Consider the following 13,396-nt stretch of genomic DNA (forward strand, 5'->3'; position numbering starts at 1 on the left):
TCGAAGTGAGCCGGCGAAATGCCGCTGAACCTCCTCGCGACGGCCACCCCCAGAGTTGGGCGGTGGTCGGTGGCGAGGCTCCGGCCGCCGAGTACCCCGACAGATCTCCGCTGACCAGGAGGAGTTCGATATGCCCGAAGCACACGCCGAGGTAGAGGTATTGATCGTCGGCGGTGGACCAGTCGGCCTCACCGCCCGAGCGCTACTTGAACGCTGGGGTGTGCGGGCGATGCTGGTCGAGAAACGCCGCGAGCTGTCGCCCTTTCCCCGATCCCGGCTGGTCAACGTGCGCTCGATGGAGATCTTTCGCCAACTCGGGCTCGCCACGCAGATCGCGGCTCGCGCATTCGCACCGGAGTACGGCCGCGTCCGCTTCCGAGATACCTTGCGCGACCGCGACTTCGCCACCACGGCAATGGTCGGGGTCAACGCGCCGATACCCGAAAGCCCGGTCATCGGCGTGGTCACCTCGCAGGATCGGCTGGAACCCACCCTGCTCGCCGCGGCGGACGCACCGGTGCGGTTCGGGGTCGAGCTCATCGACCTGACCGAAGAGTCCGATAGCGTCGTGGCCGCACTCGCCGATCACCAGAGCGGCGCCGAGGCTCGCGTGCGTGCCCGGTATGTGCTCGCCGCCGACGGCGCGAACTCCACCAGCCGGGAACTGCTGGGAATCGGGACCACCGGCCCCGGCGCGATCGCGGACTTCACCACCGTCGTATTCGACGCCGACGTGCACCGTTGGTGCACCGATAAGCCCGCGGGGGTCTACTTCACCGCGCACGGATCGATCGCCCCGATCTACCCCGAAGGCGGATGGGCCTTATTCGTTCGCACCCCCGACGATCCCGCGCACGCCGACTGGCCCGACCTCGTCTCCCGAGCGCTCGGCCCCGACACAGCCGCCGATGTCCTGCGGACCCAGCATTGGGTGATGAATGCCTTTGTGGCCGAACGCTTCCGGCACGGCCGGATCCTGCTGACCGGCGATGCCGCGCATGCGGTCCCCATCATGGGTGGGCTCGGCATGAACACGGGCATCGCCGATGTGCACAACCTGTGCTGGAAACTCGCGGGCGTACTGCACGGTTGGGCCGAACCGAGCCTGTTGGAAACCTACGAGACGGAACGGCAACCCGTCGCCCACCGGACTTTGCGGCAAGCGGTGGCCAACACCCAACTCACACTCCAAGTACAAACCCGCCGCCAGGACCAACTGCAGAACAGTGATACCGCACAGACCGAGATCGAATTGCCCTGGTCGGAGCAGTATTTCGCGCAACTCGGTCTGGTTCTCGGCGTCAACTACCACCGCACCCGACCGGAATCGTCGGACACCGGAACGGATTACGTCCCCACCGCAGAGCCGGGCCACCGCATGCCACACCTGTGGCTCACCAGCGACCGCTCCACGCTCGACGCCATCGGCGAATGGTTCACCCTGCTCACCCCGGACCCCGACGCCTGGAAAACCACCACTCCATGGCCACTACACATCGAGCCCCTTCCCACCGAACACGCCGACCGCTACGACCTCGGCCCCCAAGGAGCACTACTCATCCGCCCCGACGGCCACATCGGCGCCCGCTGGCCCGACCACCTTCCCGACGACTCCACCCTCGACCAAGCCCTTGCCACCATCACCGGCGTCAAAGTCCTTGACGACCAATAGGATCGGGCGAGCCGAGCGCGTCGCGAATCGTGTCGCGTAGCCAGCGCTGCGCCGGGTCGGCATCGAGTCGTGCGTGCCAGAGCAGTCGCACTTCGACTTCCGGCAGGGTCGCGGCGATGGGAAACCAGCGAAGCCCGAGGGCTCGGCCGTACTGTTCGGCGAGGCGCTGCGGGACGAGTCCGACGTAGTGGCTGGAGGCGACCAGGAGCGCGGCGACCGCGGAGGTCGGCACCACGGCGGCGACCCGGCGTTGCAGGCCCACGGCGGCGAGCGCGTCGTCGAGCGGTCCGCGCGCACGTCCACGGCGGGAGGCCGAGACGTGGGGGTGCTGACACAGTTGCGTCAGCGTCGGGCGGCGGTGACGGCCGAGCGGACTGTCGGCACGGACGATGCCGACGATGCGTTCGCGGTACAGCACGGCCGTGCGGATGTCGGGAGCCGCGATGTCGCCAGCGCCGATGTCGAGATCGACCGAGCCGTCGCGCAGCGCCTCGATGCTTTCGCTGCCCTCCGTGACGAAGCGCAGCGTCACCCCGGGGGCGACCGCGGCCGTGGCTTCGACCGCCGTCGCCGCCAGGGTCGCGGCGACGCCGTCGTTGATGCGAATCGTGAAGGTGCGCTTCAGTTCTGCGACCGTGACCGCGCGGTCGGCGCTGATCAGTGCCGACGCCTCGTCGAGCAGTGACCGCACCCGTGGCGCGGTTCTGAGCGCGAACGGTGTCGGAGCCATGCCGCGACCGGCGCGCACCAGGATCGGGTCGCCCATCGCCCGCCGTAACCGGCCCAGCGCCCGGCTGGTCGCCGGGATGGACAGATGCAGGCGCTCGGACGCCGCCGTGACGCTGCCGTCCTGAAGCAGTGCGTCGAATACGCGCAGCAGATTCAGGTCGAGTTGCTCGGGCATAGTTGCATTCTACGCAAGTAGCTGTTGTAAAAGTTGCGTGGCGCGAATACCGACAACGTCCATAACGTCCTGGCCATGCCAAACAACGTCCTGAACCGCGATCATGTCCCGACCTCGCGAGACCCGTCATCACGTCCGGTCGCGCAGCGCAGCTTGCTCGCGGTCATATGCGCCTGCGTCGTGCTCGTCGTCGCGATGGTCGCCGCGATCAACCTCGCCGTCCCGATGCTCGCCGCCAGCGCATTGCGCCCGTCCGCGTCGGCGCTGGTCTGGATCGTCGACACCTACGTGATCGTCTTCGCCTGCCTGGTGATTCCCGGCGGGGCCGCAGGAGATCGCCTCGGGCGCAAGGGGGTTCTGCTCGTGGGCCTCGGGTTGTTCGCGGTGGGCGCACTATTGTCGGCGACGGCACCGAACGTGGCGCTGCTGCTGACCGGCCGCGCGATCACGGGTGTCGGCGCTGCCGCCGTATTGCCCAATACGCTTGCCGTCCTTTTGCATGCCGTCCCCGCCGAGCGCAAGAGCGCGACGATCGCCATGTGGGCATCGATGACGGGTATCGGCGGGGTCGTCGGCAATGTCGGCGGCGGGGCGGTGCTGTCGGGTGGATCATGGCGTTGGCTGTTCGCCGCGGCCGTGCCGATCTCGCTGGTGCTCGCCGCGCTTGTGGGGCGTATCGCGCCGGTGTCGCCGCGCCATGACCGTCGTCTCGACCCGCTCGGCGCGATATTGCTCGTCGGTGCGTCGGTGGCGCTGCTGCTCGGCATCGTCCAGGGCCCGGAGGCGGGCTGGGGCAGCGTGGTCGTCATTGCCGGATTCGCCTGCGCCGCAGTGTTGTTCATACTGTGGACGATCGCCGAGCTGAAGGTCGAACATCCACTGCTCGATCCCCGCCTGTTCCGCCTGCCCGGCCTACGCAGCGCCTGCCTCGGCATGACGGCGGTCTTCTTCGGCATGTTCGCGCTGTTCTACGTCAACGCGTCATTCCTGCAGTACGGCAAGGGGTTCGGCGTGTTGCGCACCGGTCTCGGGATCATCCCGCTGACCGTCCCGATCATCCTGGGCGCAAAGTATGTCGGACGCCTGTCGCAGCGCATCGGCCTCGACGCCACCGTCGCGCTCGCCTTCGCATTCGTCGGCTGCGGACTGCTCGGCCTGTCCACCGGCGACGCGCAGACGCCGTACATCGCATACGCCGCGTGGCTGGTCGCGACCGGAATCGGTGTGGCGCTTGCACTTCCGACGCTCTCCGGCGCCATCGCGGGCTCGCTACCACCGGCCCAGGCCGGAGTCGGAGCCGGATTGCAGTCCACCACCCGCGAATTCGGCAGCGCCCTCGGCGTCGCCGTCATCGGCACGGTGCTCACCGCACGGTTCGTCGCCGCACTGCCGCCGGACATCCGCGCCGACCATGATCCGCACACCGTGGCCCAAGCGCTCGCCGCGACCACACCCGACCGCGCCAATGACGTTGTCACAGCGTTCATCTCGGGTGCGGACTCGGGACTGCGGGTGGTCGGGGTGACCGTGCTCGTCCTCGGCGCGCTCGTCGTGCTGCAGTCGCTGTTCTCCCGCCGACGCCCACGCCCAGCAAGCACACCGCTGATTCCCAGCTGACGTTCACCTTTCAGCCTCGGCTGACCGCTCAGCTGTAGAGGAGGTCCTTATAGGTTTGCAGGATGCCGCGGATGGACGGCGTCACGAGCAGTTCGCCGTCCAACGGTGCCCAAACGTAGCCAGCGTGCGCGGTGAGCAGAACGGGACGGGTGGATTCCACCTCCACGGCGAAATGCAGGCGCCGCACCGGCTTTCCGGCTGGCGACAGGTAGTCGAAGTCGCCGATGTGGTGGCCGATGCGAGTAACGGTCAACCCGGTCTCCTCGCGGACTCCGCGAATCACCGCCGCGGCAACCGATTCTCCCGGTTCCACGGTGGCGCCCGGAAGCTTGCGGGTGAGCCGGACCGGCCCCGAACTGTGGGCTTCCAAGAGCAATACCTCCCCGCCCCGATCGATGACCGCGCCCACTCGCAGCCCCACACCATCACGTTCACCACGCGGAAGCGCCTCATCGAACATCGATACCGACACGGCGGACTCACCAGCCTTTGGTCGGGCGGACGCGCCGCACCCAGGTAAAAGCAATCGTGCCAATTTTAACGTGACATGACCGCCGTATGACAGCCAGAAATAGCCGTGTCGGAATCAGTCGAGTAGCCGCCGCAGCAGAACCAGCGATGCTGCCACCCGCTCTCGCTCGGCGGCGTTGAGTCGGTCGCCGATGAGTTCGGCGAGGTGCTCCTGGCCGGTCATGCGGCGTTCGGTGAGAAGTGCGCGGCCGCCCTCGGTGAGGGTGAGAAGTTTGCGGCGCAGATCGAAGCTGTCGGTGGTGCGGCGCAGCAGTCCGCGGTCGACGAGTGTGGCGACCGTAGCGGCCATCGATTGATGGCGGAGCTTATCGGCGCGGGCCAGGTCGGCGACTGTCGCGGGTCCCTCGCGGTCGAGACGTTTGAGAACCGACACCTGTGACAGCGACAGCTCACGGCCGGGAGAGACCGCGCGCATGCGTCGGACCAGAGCGCCGACCACCGACTGCAGTTCTTCGGCGATCGTCTCGCTGTCGCTTGCCACACCACTCACGGCTCACTACAGTACAGGAAGACTGCGCAGTTAAGCTGTATATATCCGCCGCATATCGAACACCGAGGATGGCATCCGAATGGCCGAGGACCTGGTGGCGGCACACGATCGCGAGCTCTGAAATCGACCAGCTACCAAGGAGATTGCAATGTCCGTTGTCGGCAAGATCCTCGCGAACCGGCGAGCCGGTGACCGAGGACTGGCCTGGCATCGTCCGAATCTGGCCGGGACCACCACCTTCCAGATCACCAGTCCCGACTTCGACCACGAGTCGGTGCTGAATACGATTCATGCCGGAAAGCGGATCGGCGGCCAGGATCTTTCTCCCGCGCTGACCTGGTCGCCACCACCCGCGCAAACAGCCGAGCTGCTGCTGGTCATCGAGGATCCCGATGCGCCGACGAAGGCGCCCTTCGTACACGCCGTCGCTTTGCTGGACTCCACACTCACCGGTCTGCCGCAGGGCGCACTCGATGCCGACGATCCCGCGCCGGGCGTGCGGGTCCTGCGTTCGGGCTGGGGCCGCGGCTATTTGGGGCCGGCGCCGATCAAGGGACACGGCCCGCACCGCTACGTCTTCCAGCTCTTCGCCCTGACCGAGCCGATCACCGCAGCGGGTGGAAAATCCCTGAAATCGGCGAAGCCGCATGCCGTCCTCGCGGCCGGACAGTCCCTCGCCCGAGCCCGCATCGATGCCTTCTACGAACGTCATTGACAGACACGCCACCCGGCCGCTCGACAGAGCACCCAGTTACCCCCGCACGCCGCGGCGATGAATCACTGGTTGGCGACAACGGAGAACACCGTCGCGGCTAATCGCTCAGGCGCACATTGACGTTGACGCGGCCCCTATCGTCGCGGCTGGCGACGGCGTGCCCGGATCGTTCGGCGCCGTCCAGCCGCAGCGAGATCGGGGCGCCCGCACCGAGAAAGTTGCGCCACCACGTCTTCTGGTCCGGCATGGCCACCCCGATGGTGATCTCGTCGCCGGAGCGTCGAAAGCTCACCGGTGTGCTGATGGTGCGCCCGGAACGTCGGCCGACGTAGGTGATCTCGGTGATCGCCCGGCCCACCCGAGGCCCGATCCACGGCACCTTGGTCAACGCCATCACCCCTGCGTTGAATCCGCGCGCAACGGGTCCGAGCACCGCTTTGAGCTCCATCGAATCTCCTGATCGCCGAACGGGTATCGACCACCAAACTAGCGGACCGCCGCGCGGAGCAGGCCGCGATGGCGGCACGCACCGCACGAGAAGCGGGCCGATGCTAGACATGGGCAGCACTGAATCCCACTGCGGCACCGATGGAATCGCCGTAATGGGAATGCGCGTCGGGGTCGGTTCCACCGCCGCAGACCGGATCGCCGGCCGCGCAGAAATCGGCGGTGCGGTCCAGATACTGGTCGGGAACACTCCACCCGGTCAGGCGCAGCGGGTCACCGAACAGCAGTACGACGGCCACGCGGTCGCCGAGATCACCGGGCAGCTGCACCACGCCCGGCAGTCCGGCGACGACACCGGTGCCGAGCGCGGCGTGGACCACGGCCGCGCCCAGCGAGTAGCCGACCAGGATGAACTCTTCGCCTGGGCATGCCGCGGCTCGAGCAGCGACATGCGCCACCAGATCGGCGCTACCCACACCCACCGACGACAGATCCGCCGGATTCGCAGGGTAGTTCACGGAATACGCACGCACGCTCATCGGCAGAGCCTGTCGCATCGCGCCGTACAGCGGATCACCGACGAAGGCACCGAGGTACCCGGGTTCCTCGGACCCCCTGGCCACCACCAGATCCACCGCGGCACACGACTGCGCCGCCGCGTGCGGACCGAGCACGGCACTCACTGCGATCAGCAAGACCGCGAATGTCGATGCCGTCCGCCACTTTTTGAGCAGAACCACCTTTCGGTCGCTCATTTTCCTCACCTCTCACGCCGTTGTGAGAAGTGCTTCCTCCAGCCCTCACGTCGTTGTGAGGAGTCGAGTGACACTTGTCAGAGACAAGTTACAATGTACTCCGCTACCAGGCACAAGGGCGGCGAATATCCCCTCGATCGGCCCCCGCACAATCTCAGGCTGCCAGTTCGCACCGCATCAGCTGTCGGAGATGACCTCGGTGCCGGCTTCAGCCGTGTTGCCCGGCGGTTCGGCGCCGCTCGGCGCGGTGGGTGAGCGCATCGAGGATGCGTTCCCATGCCGGTGACGCCTCGGAGATCCGGGAAGAGATCAGCTGCAGGCTCTCTGGTCGACCGCTGTCTCGTTCGTGTTCGATCTCCCATGCGTCCAGATCGTCGATGAGCCGGTCCAGGCGCGGATCGTGCGGATCCCAGTCGACTGATTGATCACAGGCGAGATACAGGCGCGTCGTCTCGGGGTCGTCGAGGCCTGCGGTCTTGTCCCGTATCCGCTGCGGCATGGCCTGCGGCTCCAGTGCCTGGAGCAGGATCCACGAGTCGCGCTCGAGTCGTACCCTCAGTTCGCTGACGCCGAGACCGCGCATCCGGTTCAGGATGGCGACCACCTCGGGGGGCAGGACAAGGCTTTCACCGCTTGCCAATTCAGCGATGCGGCGGCGGTATTCGGTGAGCTGGTCGATCTTGCGCTGCAATTCGGCGTCGATGTCGACGATGGCCGAGGCGAATTCGGTCGGCTGTGCGTGCAGCAGGGCGTCGATTCGGGCCAGCGGAACACCGGCATCAGCGAGGGTCCTGATCCGAATGAGATCCACCGCGGCTTGCGCGCTGTAGCGCCGGTAGCCGGAGGCATCGCGCTCGGGCTCGGGCAATAGGCCGACGTGGTGGTAATGGCGAACAGCGCGCACGGTCACTCCGGCGGTCGCCGCGAGTTGGCCGATCGTGAGCACCGTCCTCCTCTCGTGAAACGCGATCGTGCCGAGTCTAGGGGGATGGCACGCCGGTGGAGCTTGCGGAACCGGCGGGGTGGGCGAACTCAGCGGCGAGCCGCCCGATCGACGACGTCGCGGATCGCCTGGACCACGGCATCGGGGCGGTCGAAGCAGAGCCGGTGGTGGAGGGTGTCGGAGAGGATGCGTTGTTCCCCGTGCGAAACCCTGCGCACCAGGGCAGCGTCCATTCTCGTCTTGGCGTCGTTCACCTCCTGCGCGGTCAGCGCCTGCTGGGCGGGGTCCTCGCCCACCACGGTGAGCGCGACCACCGGGACGTCGGGAACGCTCGGTCCCGCGCGCAGTTCGGTGGCGAGGTCGGTCAAGGTGGCACGCTCGGCGATGCCGACCCGCATCCATTCGTCGCTCACCTTGGCATCGATCAGTGGTTGCCGTATGTGCTCCGGGTAGTCCGCGAGCAACGCGGCGTGTATCTCGCGCAGTGTCGGGCGCATCTGTCGGAGCTGCTCCGGATCAGCTGCCATCTGCTCGGCCGCGGCCAGACTCGCCGTGGGCGGCATGAAGTCGTCCCAGTCGCGGTGCAGGGCGTCCAACCAGACCAGTCCCGCCACGTCCTGCGGGTACAACTGTGCGAACCGATGCGCGTAGAAGCCGCCGAGGGAGTGTGCCGCGAGAACGTAGGGGGCGGTGATGTTCTGGGCGCGCAGCAGCTCGTGCAGTTCCGTGGCCACCGCCGCGGCGGTGCGCGGCAGCGGGAGGGGATCGCTGTAGCCCGTGCCGCCTCGGTCGTAGACCACGGCGGCGGTGAATCGGGAAACCTGTTGCTGGACACCGAAATAGTCCAGACCGACCGCGCTCGCGCCGGGCAGGAACACGACGGCCGGCCCGCCGCCGCCCGACCGATGCACGAAAACGCGGCGGCCGTCGATCTCCTGGAAACCTCCGATCGGCGGAGCGAGCCGAACCGAGGAAGTGCTGTCATTCGTCATGCGACAAGGCTCCAACCCTGACGCAGGGTCAGGGTCAACCGCTCCCGTTGCGAACTACCAGAAGTGTTCGCATGACGTGTGGCGAATCGCCCGGTCCCGACGGTTCGCGGCCCGCTGTTCGCTTGGAAGCTCTATATCCTGCTGACGGTGCTGCAGACCTCCGGGCACGGACCCGATACCACGACGCTGGTCAACCACCACGCGCTCGCCGCGCTGATCAGCGGATCGACCATCGGAATCGTCGGCATCGACGCGCTTACCGCAGCTGAACGCTTTCCCGAAGTATCGATTTCGCCAGTTCGAAATTCAACAGCCGAGGAGGTCCACGAAATGACACGTGCCAGCATGCCTCGTGACAAAGGCTCCGAAGTGCACGGGATATTCGAGAAGATCGCCGGGTACTACGATCGGATGAATTTCGTCATGACGCTCGGCCGTCATGAACAATGGTGCCGCGAGGTGGCCGCACGGGTCGCACCGCCGACGGGCGGACGGCTCTTGGATTTGGCCACGGGGACAGGTGTGATCGCCTTGGAGGCGGCACGCAGGTACCCGGACGCCGCCGTGACCGGCGTCGATTTCTCGGAGGAGATGCTGAGTCGCGCAAAGGCCAAGCCCGGCGCCGAGGCGGTTCGATGGCAACATGCGGATGCGGCCCGCCTGCCGTTCGAGAACGAGTCCTTCGACGGAATTACCGAAGGCTATCTGCTCAGGAACGTCGATGACCTCGGCGCAGTGCTTCGCGAGCAGCACCGAGTTCTCCAGCCCGGCGGCCGAATTGTGATACTCGAAACCTGTCCCCCGAGTGGTCCGGTCAAACCAGTCGTCGAGTGGGGTATTCGCAGAATTGTTCCGCTGCTGGGACAGGTGGTAGCTCGCGACCGATCGTCGTACACCTATCTCGAATCCAGCACGCTCGCCTTCAAGTCACCACAACACATCGCCGAGATTTTGAGTGAGCTCGGTTTTCAGGATATCGGGTGGCGAAAGAGGTTCTTCGGGACGAACGTCATCCTGTGGGCCACCAAATCGAAATGAGAAGCCGGATCCGGAAGCACATCGACCACGGCGGCATGCGCTCGCCGACATGAGGTTCAGGTGGCGTTGAGCAGTGTCATGAACCCGAAGTCCATGTGGAGTTGGGCGTGGCAGTGCAGCAGTGCCAGACCGGGCTGGTCGGCGAGAAAGTCGACGTCCATCCTCTGGTATCCGCCGAGCATCACCACGTCTTTGCGTAGTCCGGCGGTGGGTGTGCCCGCCACATGGGTGATTTCGAAGCTGTGGCGGTGCAGGTGCACGGGGTGGATGTCGTCGGTGGCGTTGCGTAGACGCAGCCGGTAGCGCTTGCCTCGGGTGATGTCGATCGTCGACTGCTTGCTGTCCACGGCGAAGGGGGTGCCGTTGATGGTCCACGCGTTGAACCCGTCGCGCGCGGCGTTGCGTTTTTCGATCAGCATGTCGATCACCTGGTCGGGGGGCGGCGCGGTCCGGTCGGGCGTGGTGAACAGTCGGTAGTCCCACCGGAATGGCTGCGGCGGGATCCATTGCGGTTCGCCGGTGCGGTCGGCGTATTCGACGACGACGCCCAGCCCGGCTTCGCGGTCCTCGTCGGCCAGATCTCCCAGCACCCATACGCCGGGGTTGGTCATCTCCACGAGCGCCGAGATCCGTTCGGCGGCGCCCAGCCACAGCACCGGCACCTCCGTCGGGTTGGGGACCGGGTTGCCGTCGAGGGCGAGGATGGTGAAGGTGTGGCCGGGCAGGGCCAGGCTGCGGGTTTCGGTGGCGCTGCCGTTGAGCACCTGCAGCAGAATCCGCTCGCCGCTCTTGACCCGGATCGGATCACCGTGGCCGAGCATCCGGCCGTTGATGGTGAAAGCCTCGTAGCCCACCTCGTAGCCGTGGGGTTCCCCGCGTGCCAGGGATGCGGCCATCGCCGCCTCTGCCCTGTCTCGCAGTTCGGGCACCGGGTCTCCGGCCAGGAAGTCCTCGGACATTTCGGGTTCCTGGCTGAGGCTGGGTTCGAATTCCTTGAGAGTCAGGAACACTTCGCGGTCGTAGGCTCCGGGGTTGGTCGCCGGTTCGATGTAGACCGGGCCGACTTGACCGCCGTACTGGCCGCCGGTCAGGTCCGCGCCGGGGTTGAGATGGGTGTGGTAGAACCGGAATCCGGCTGGCCCCGGCACGAACGAGATCCGCCGCGTCCCGTGCGCGGGGATGAACGGGGTGCCTTCCTCGGCCGAACCGTCCACGTCCACACCGACATGCTGTCCGTGCCAGTGCAACTGTTCGGGGGTGTCGGTGTCGTTGTGGATATCGACCCAGGTCCGCCTGCCCTCGGTGAATCTCAGGAGCGGGCCTGGGAATTGACCGTTGTAGGTGGTCGTCGACACGGCCCGCCCCGGTGCGAGTTCGACCTCACCTCGACCGATGCGCACGGTGTAGTCGACCTTGCCGCCCGGCGGCGTGTCCGAAGGGCCGTGCGAGCACCCCGCCGCAGCCACGCCCGTGCTGGTCAACAGCGCCAGAGCGCTCCACTGGAGATATTCACGTCGATCGATGGGCACGCTGATTCACTTCCTTCGCAGGGCAGGACAGAATCGACAGCGCTTAGTCCCGGGGATCCGGTCTCGATGAACGGTAACGAGATCCGCGACGTCCGGCTGATGACACGCTAGTTGGTTGCTATGCGGCCCGGCCGGGCCGAGACTCCCGACCCCGCTATTGACAGGCATCCACCTGGAAGTGCTATACATTAGGGGAGGCTTACCTCGTTAGACGAGCCTAACCTCGCCGAAGTGTCCCCTCACGCAAGAGGCATCCGTGTACGTCTGTATCTGCAACGCCGTCTCCGAATCGGACGTGCACAGCTGCGTCGCCGCAGGCGCCAGCTCGACCACGCAGGTCAAGAAGGCGTGCGGCTGGAAGCCCGGCTGCGGCAGCTGCACCCGGCGTCTTTCCGAGGTGGTCGGCCAGGCCCGCACCGCCGGCGTCCGGGTCGCCGCGGCGCCCGCCGCGTAATCCCGACACGATAGGGCGTCCTAACCGGTTTGCCGGCTGTGAGCTGTGACACCATCACACCCATGGAAGGCGACAAGGAAATCATCTCGCTGCTCAACGAGCAGCTGACAGCCGAACTCACGGCGATCAACCAGTACTTCCTGCACGCCAAGATGCAGGAGAACTGGGGTTTCACCAAACTCGCCAAGCACACCCGCTACGAGTCCTTCGATGAGATGAAGCATGCGGAGGTGCTCACCGATCGCATCCTCTTCCTGGAGGGGCTGCCCAACTACCAGAAGCTCAACCCGCTGCGAATCGGCCAGACCGTCCCCGAACAGCTGCGGGCCGACCTGCAGATCGAGATGGAGGCGGTGGACCGGCTGCGCAGCGGCATCGAGGTGATGCGCTCGCGCGGTGACGCCACCTCCGCGTGCATCTTCGAGACCATCCTGGCCGACGAGGAACACCACGTCGACTACCTGGAGACCGAAATCGACCTGCTCGAGAAGCTCGGCGAGCAACTGTACCTGCAGCGCTACACCGACACCCCCGAAGGCGACTGACGCTGTCACCGGATCCGGGCCGCGGCGGGTACGCCCGGATCCGACAGATCCTGCCTACTTCCGACAGCCGCGCAACGTCGCGGCAATGTCGGCGGGCACCCCGTAATGGGAGCTGCAATCAATCGCGCTGCCCTGCGCGACATAGTTCCAGAAACCCTGCGACGACACCTGGAACAGATATCCGGTGGGCTGCGGCGCGACATCGGTGTGCTCGGACCACGCCATAGCCCAGTGCTGCTTGCATTGCGGTTCCCCGAGCACGATCGGAACGGACGAGACCCGGCTCGCTACCAGCACCTGCTGCAACTCCTGCCGAGTCGCGTGCTCGCACGCTGTGGCAGCCGGGTCCGCAACCGGCGTGGACCGCATCGTCGGCACCTCTGACGTGACCGTCGTCGGCACCTCCGACGCGACCGTTGTCGTAACCCCCGACGCAACCGTCGTCGTCACCTCCGCTGCGACCGTCGTCGGCACCCCCGATGCGACCGGAGCGCCGGTACTCGTTACCGGGCTCGAAGCAGGCGTCGTGGTGGACGCGGCCGTCGAACTGCTCACCGACGCGGACCCAGTCACGGTCGCATCCTCCTGGCAGGCACTGGCACCCATGACCACTGCGGCCAGCGCAACTGCCGAAATAGCAACTCTCACTTACGATCCCTCATATCTCGATGGCCAACAAGATCACATCGCGAGGATCGGCGAACCCGGCACCAGTCGTTACAGTCGCGAACGTCACGCGTCGGTGCCGTTGTAATAGAAGGCGA

At 66.4% G+C, this 13,396-nt stretch carries 16 protein-coding genes; 7 read left to right on the forward strand and 9 right to left on the reverse strand.

The window, feature by feature from the left end; genetic code table 11:
• The first annotated feature begins 130 nt into the window (after window positions 1–130).
• Entirely contained in the window at window positions 131–1,672 is a 1,542-nt protein-coding gene (locus ACHQ4I_RS12125) for an FAD-dependent monooxygenase (RefSeq protein WP_420771805.1), read from the forward strand.
• Here ACHQ4I_RS12125 and ACHQ4I_RS12130 read toward each other — a convergent pair.
• The gene (locus ACHQ4I_RS12130; protein ID WP_420771806.1) at window positions 1,650–2,576 is read right to left on the reverse strand and encodes a LysR family transcriptional regulator; all 927 of its coding nucleotides are present in this window, start codon (window positions 2,574–2,576) and stop codon (window positions 1,650–1,652) included. The genes ACHQ4I_RS12125 and ACHQ4I_RS12130 overlap by 23 nt on opposite strands.
• A gap of 75 nt (window positions 2,577–2,651) precedes the next feature.
• Here ACHQ4I_RS12130 and ACHQ4I_RS12135 point away from each other — a divergent pair, with 75 nt between their 5' ends.
• Window positions 2,652–4,193, forward strand: a complete 1,542-nt coding sequence (locus ACHQ4I_RS12135; protein ID WP_420771807.1) for an MFS transporter — start codon at window positions 2,652–2,654, stop codon at window positions 4,191–4,193.
• A gap of 28 nt (window positions 4,194–4,221) precedes the next feature.
• On the opposite strand, the gene ACHQ4I_RS12140 is transcribed toward ACHQ4I_RS12135, so the two are convergent.
• Together ACHQ4I_RS12140 and ACHQ4I_RS12145 are read right to left on the reverse strand one after the other, a co-directional pair.
• Window positions 4,222–4,614, reverse strand: a complete 393-nt coding sequence (locus tag ACHQ4I_RS12140) for an NUDIX hydrolase (protein WP_420771808.1) — start codon at window positions 4,612–4,614, stop codon at window positions 4,222–4,224.
• A gap of 165 nt (window positions 4,615–4,779) precedes the next feature.
• On the reverse strand, window positions 4,780–5,214 hold the full coding sequence (locus ACHQ4I_RS12145) for a MarR family winged helix-turn-helix transcriptional regulator (RefSeq protein ID WP_420771809.1): 435 nt from the start codon (window positions 5,212–5,214) through the stop codon (window positions 4,780–4,782).
• Between the two features lie 148 nt (window positions 5,215–5,362).
• Between ACHQ4I_RS12145 and ACHQ4I_RS12150 the strand changes: the two genes are divergently transcribed.
• Entirely contained in the window at window positions 5,363–5,929 is a 567-nt protein-coding gene (locus ACHQ4I_RS12150; protein WP_420771810.1) for a YbhB/YbcL family Raf kinase inhibitor-like protein, read from the forward strand.
• A gap of 97 nt (window positions 5,930–6,026) precedes the next feature.
• Here ACHQ4I_RS12150 and ACHQ4I_RS12155 read toward each other — a convergent pair whose 3' ends face one another.
• The 4 genes from ACHQ4I_RS12155 to ACHQ4I_RS12170 all read right to left on the reverse strand — a co-directional run bounded on the left by ACHQ4I_RS12155 (window position 6,027) and on the right by ACHQ4I_RS12170 (window position 9,066).
• Window positions 6,027–6,377: a hypothetical protein gene (locus ACHQ4I_RS12155; RefSeq protein WP_420771811.1), complete on the reverse strand. Its 351-nt coding sequence runs from the start codon at window positions 6,375–6,377 to the stop codon at window positions 6,027–6,029.
• Window positions 6,378–6,480: 103 nt separating this feature from the next.
• Window positions 6,481–7,131: a cutinase family protein gene (locus ACHQ4I_RS12160; RefSeq protein ID WP_420771812.1), complete on the reverse strand. Its 651-nt coding sequence runs from the start codon at window positions 7,129–7,131 to the stop codon at window positions 6,481–6,483.
• A 208-nt stretch (window positions 7,132–7,339) separates the two neighbouring features.
• The gene (locus tag ACHQ4I_RS12165; protein WP_420771813.1) at window positions 7,340–8,077 is read right to left on the reverse strand and encodes a MerR family transcriptional regulator; all 738 of its coding nucleotides are present in this window, start codon (window positions 8,075–8,077) and stop codon (window positions 7,340–7,342) included.
• 86 nt (window positions 8,078–8,163) lie between these two features.
• A complete protein-coding gene (locus tag ACHQ4I_RS12170) occupies window positions 8,164–9,066 on the reverse strand; it encodes an alpha/beta fold hydrolase (RefSeq protein WP_420771814.1) in 903 nt (300 codons plus the stop codon).
• 147 nt (window positions 9,067–9,213) lie between these two features.
• On the opposite strand from ACHQ4I_RS12170, the gene ACHQ4I_RS12175 reads away from it, so the two are divergent.
• Window positions 9,214–10,104, forward strand: a complete 891-nt coding sequence (locus tag ACHQ4I_RS12175; RefSeq protein ID WP_420771815.1) for a ubiquinone/menaquinone biosynthesis methyltransferase — start codon at window positions 9,214–9,216, stop codon at window positions 10,102–10,104.
• 56 nt (window positions 10,105–10,160) lie between these two features.
• Here ACHQ4I_RS12175 and ACHQ4I_RS12180 read toward each other — a convergent pair whose 3' ends face one another.
• On the reverse strand, window positions 10,161–11,639 hold the full coding sequence (locus ACHQ4I_RS12180; protein ID WP_420772658.1) for a multicopper oxidase family protein: 1,479 nt from the start codon (window positions 11,637–11,639) through the stop codon (window positions 10,161–10,163).
• A 250-nt stretch (window positions 11,640–11,889) separates the two neighbouring features.
• Between ACHQ4I_RS12180 and ACHQ4I_RS12185 the strand changes: the two genes are divergently transcribed.
• Both ACHQ4I_RS12185 and bfr read left to right on the forward strand, forming a co-directional pair.
• Window positions 11,890–12,087, forward strand: a complete 198-nt coding sequence (locus ACHQ4I_RS12185) for a (2Fe-2S)-binding protein (RefSeq protein ID WP_420771816.1) — start codon at window positions 11,890–11,892, stop codon at window positions 12,085–12,087.
• A gap of 62 nt (window positions 12,088–12,149) precedes the next feature.
• Window positions 12,150–12,632, forward strand: a complete 483-nt coding sequence (gene bfr, locus ACHQ4I_RS12190) for a bacterioferritin (protein WP_420771817.1) — start codon at window positions 12,150–12,152, stop codon at window positions 12,630–12,632.
• A gap of 54 nt (window positions 12,633–12,686) precedes the next feature.
• Here bfr and ACHQ4I_RS12195 read toward each other — a convergent pair whose 3' ends face one another.
• Window positions 12,687–13,001, reverse strand: coding sequence for a hypothetical protein (locus ACHQ4I_RS12195; RefSeq protein WP_420771818.1), 315 nt, complete (start codon window positions 12,999–13,001; stop codon window positions 12,687–12,689).
• On the opposite strand from ACHQ4I_RS12195, the gene ACHQ4I_RS12200 reads away from it, so the two are divergent.
• A complete protein-coding gene (locus ACHQ4I_RS12200; protein ID WP_420771819.1) occupies window positions 12,991–13,386 on the forward strand; it encodes a hypothetical protein in 396 nt (131 codons plus the stop codon). The genes ACHQ4I_RS12195 and ACHQ4I_RS12200 overlap by 11 nt on opposite strands.
• Window positions 13,387–13,396 lie beyond the last annotated feature (10 nt).

It is taken from the genome of Nocardia nepalensis, from assembly GCF_048910785.1.
Classification (GTDB): Bacteria; Actinomycetota; Actinomycetes; order Mycobacteriales; family Mycobacteriaceae; genus Nocardia; species Nocardia nepalensis.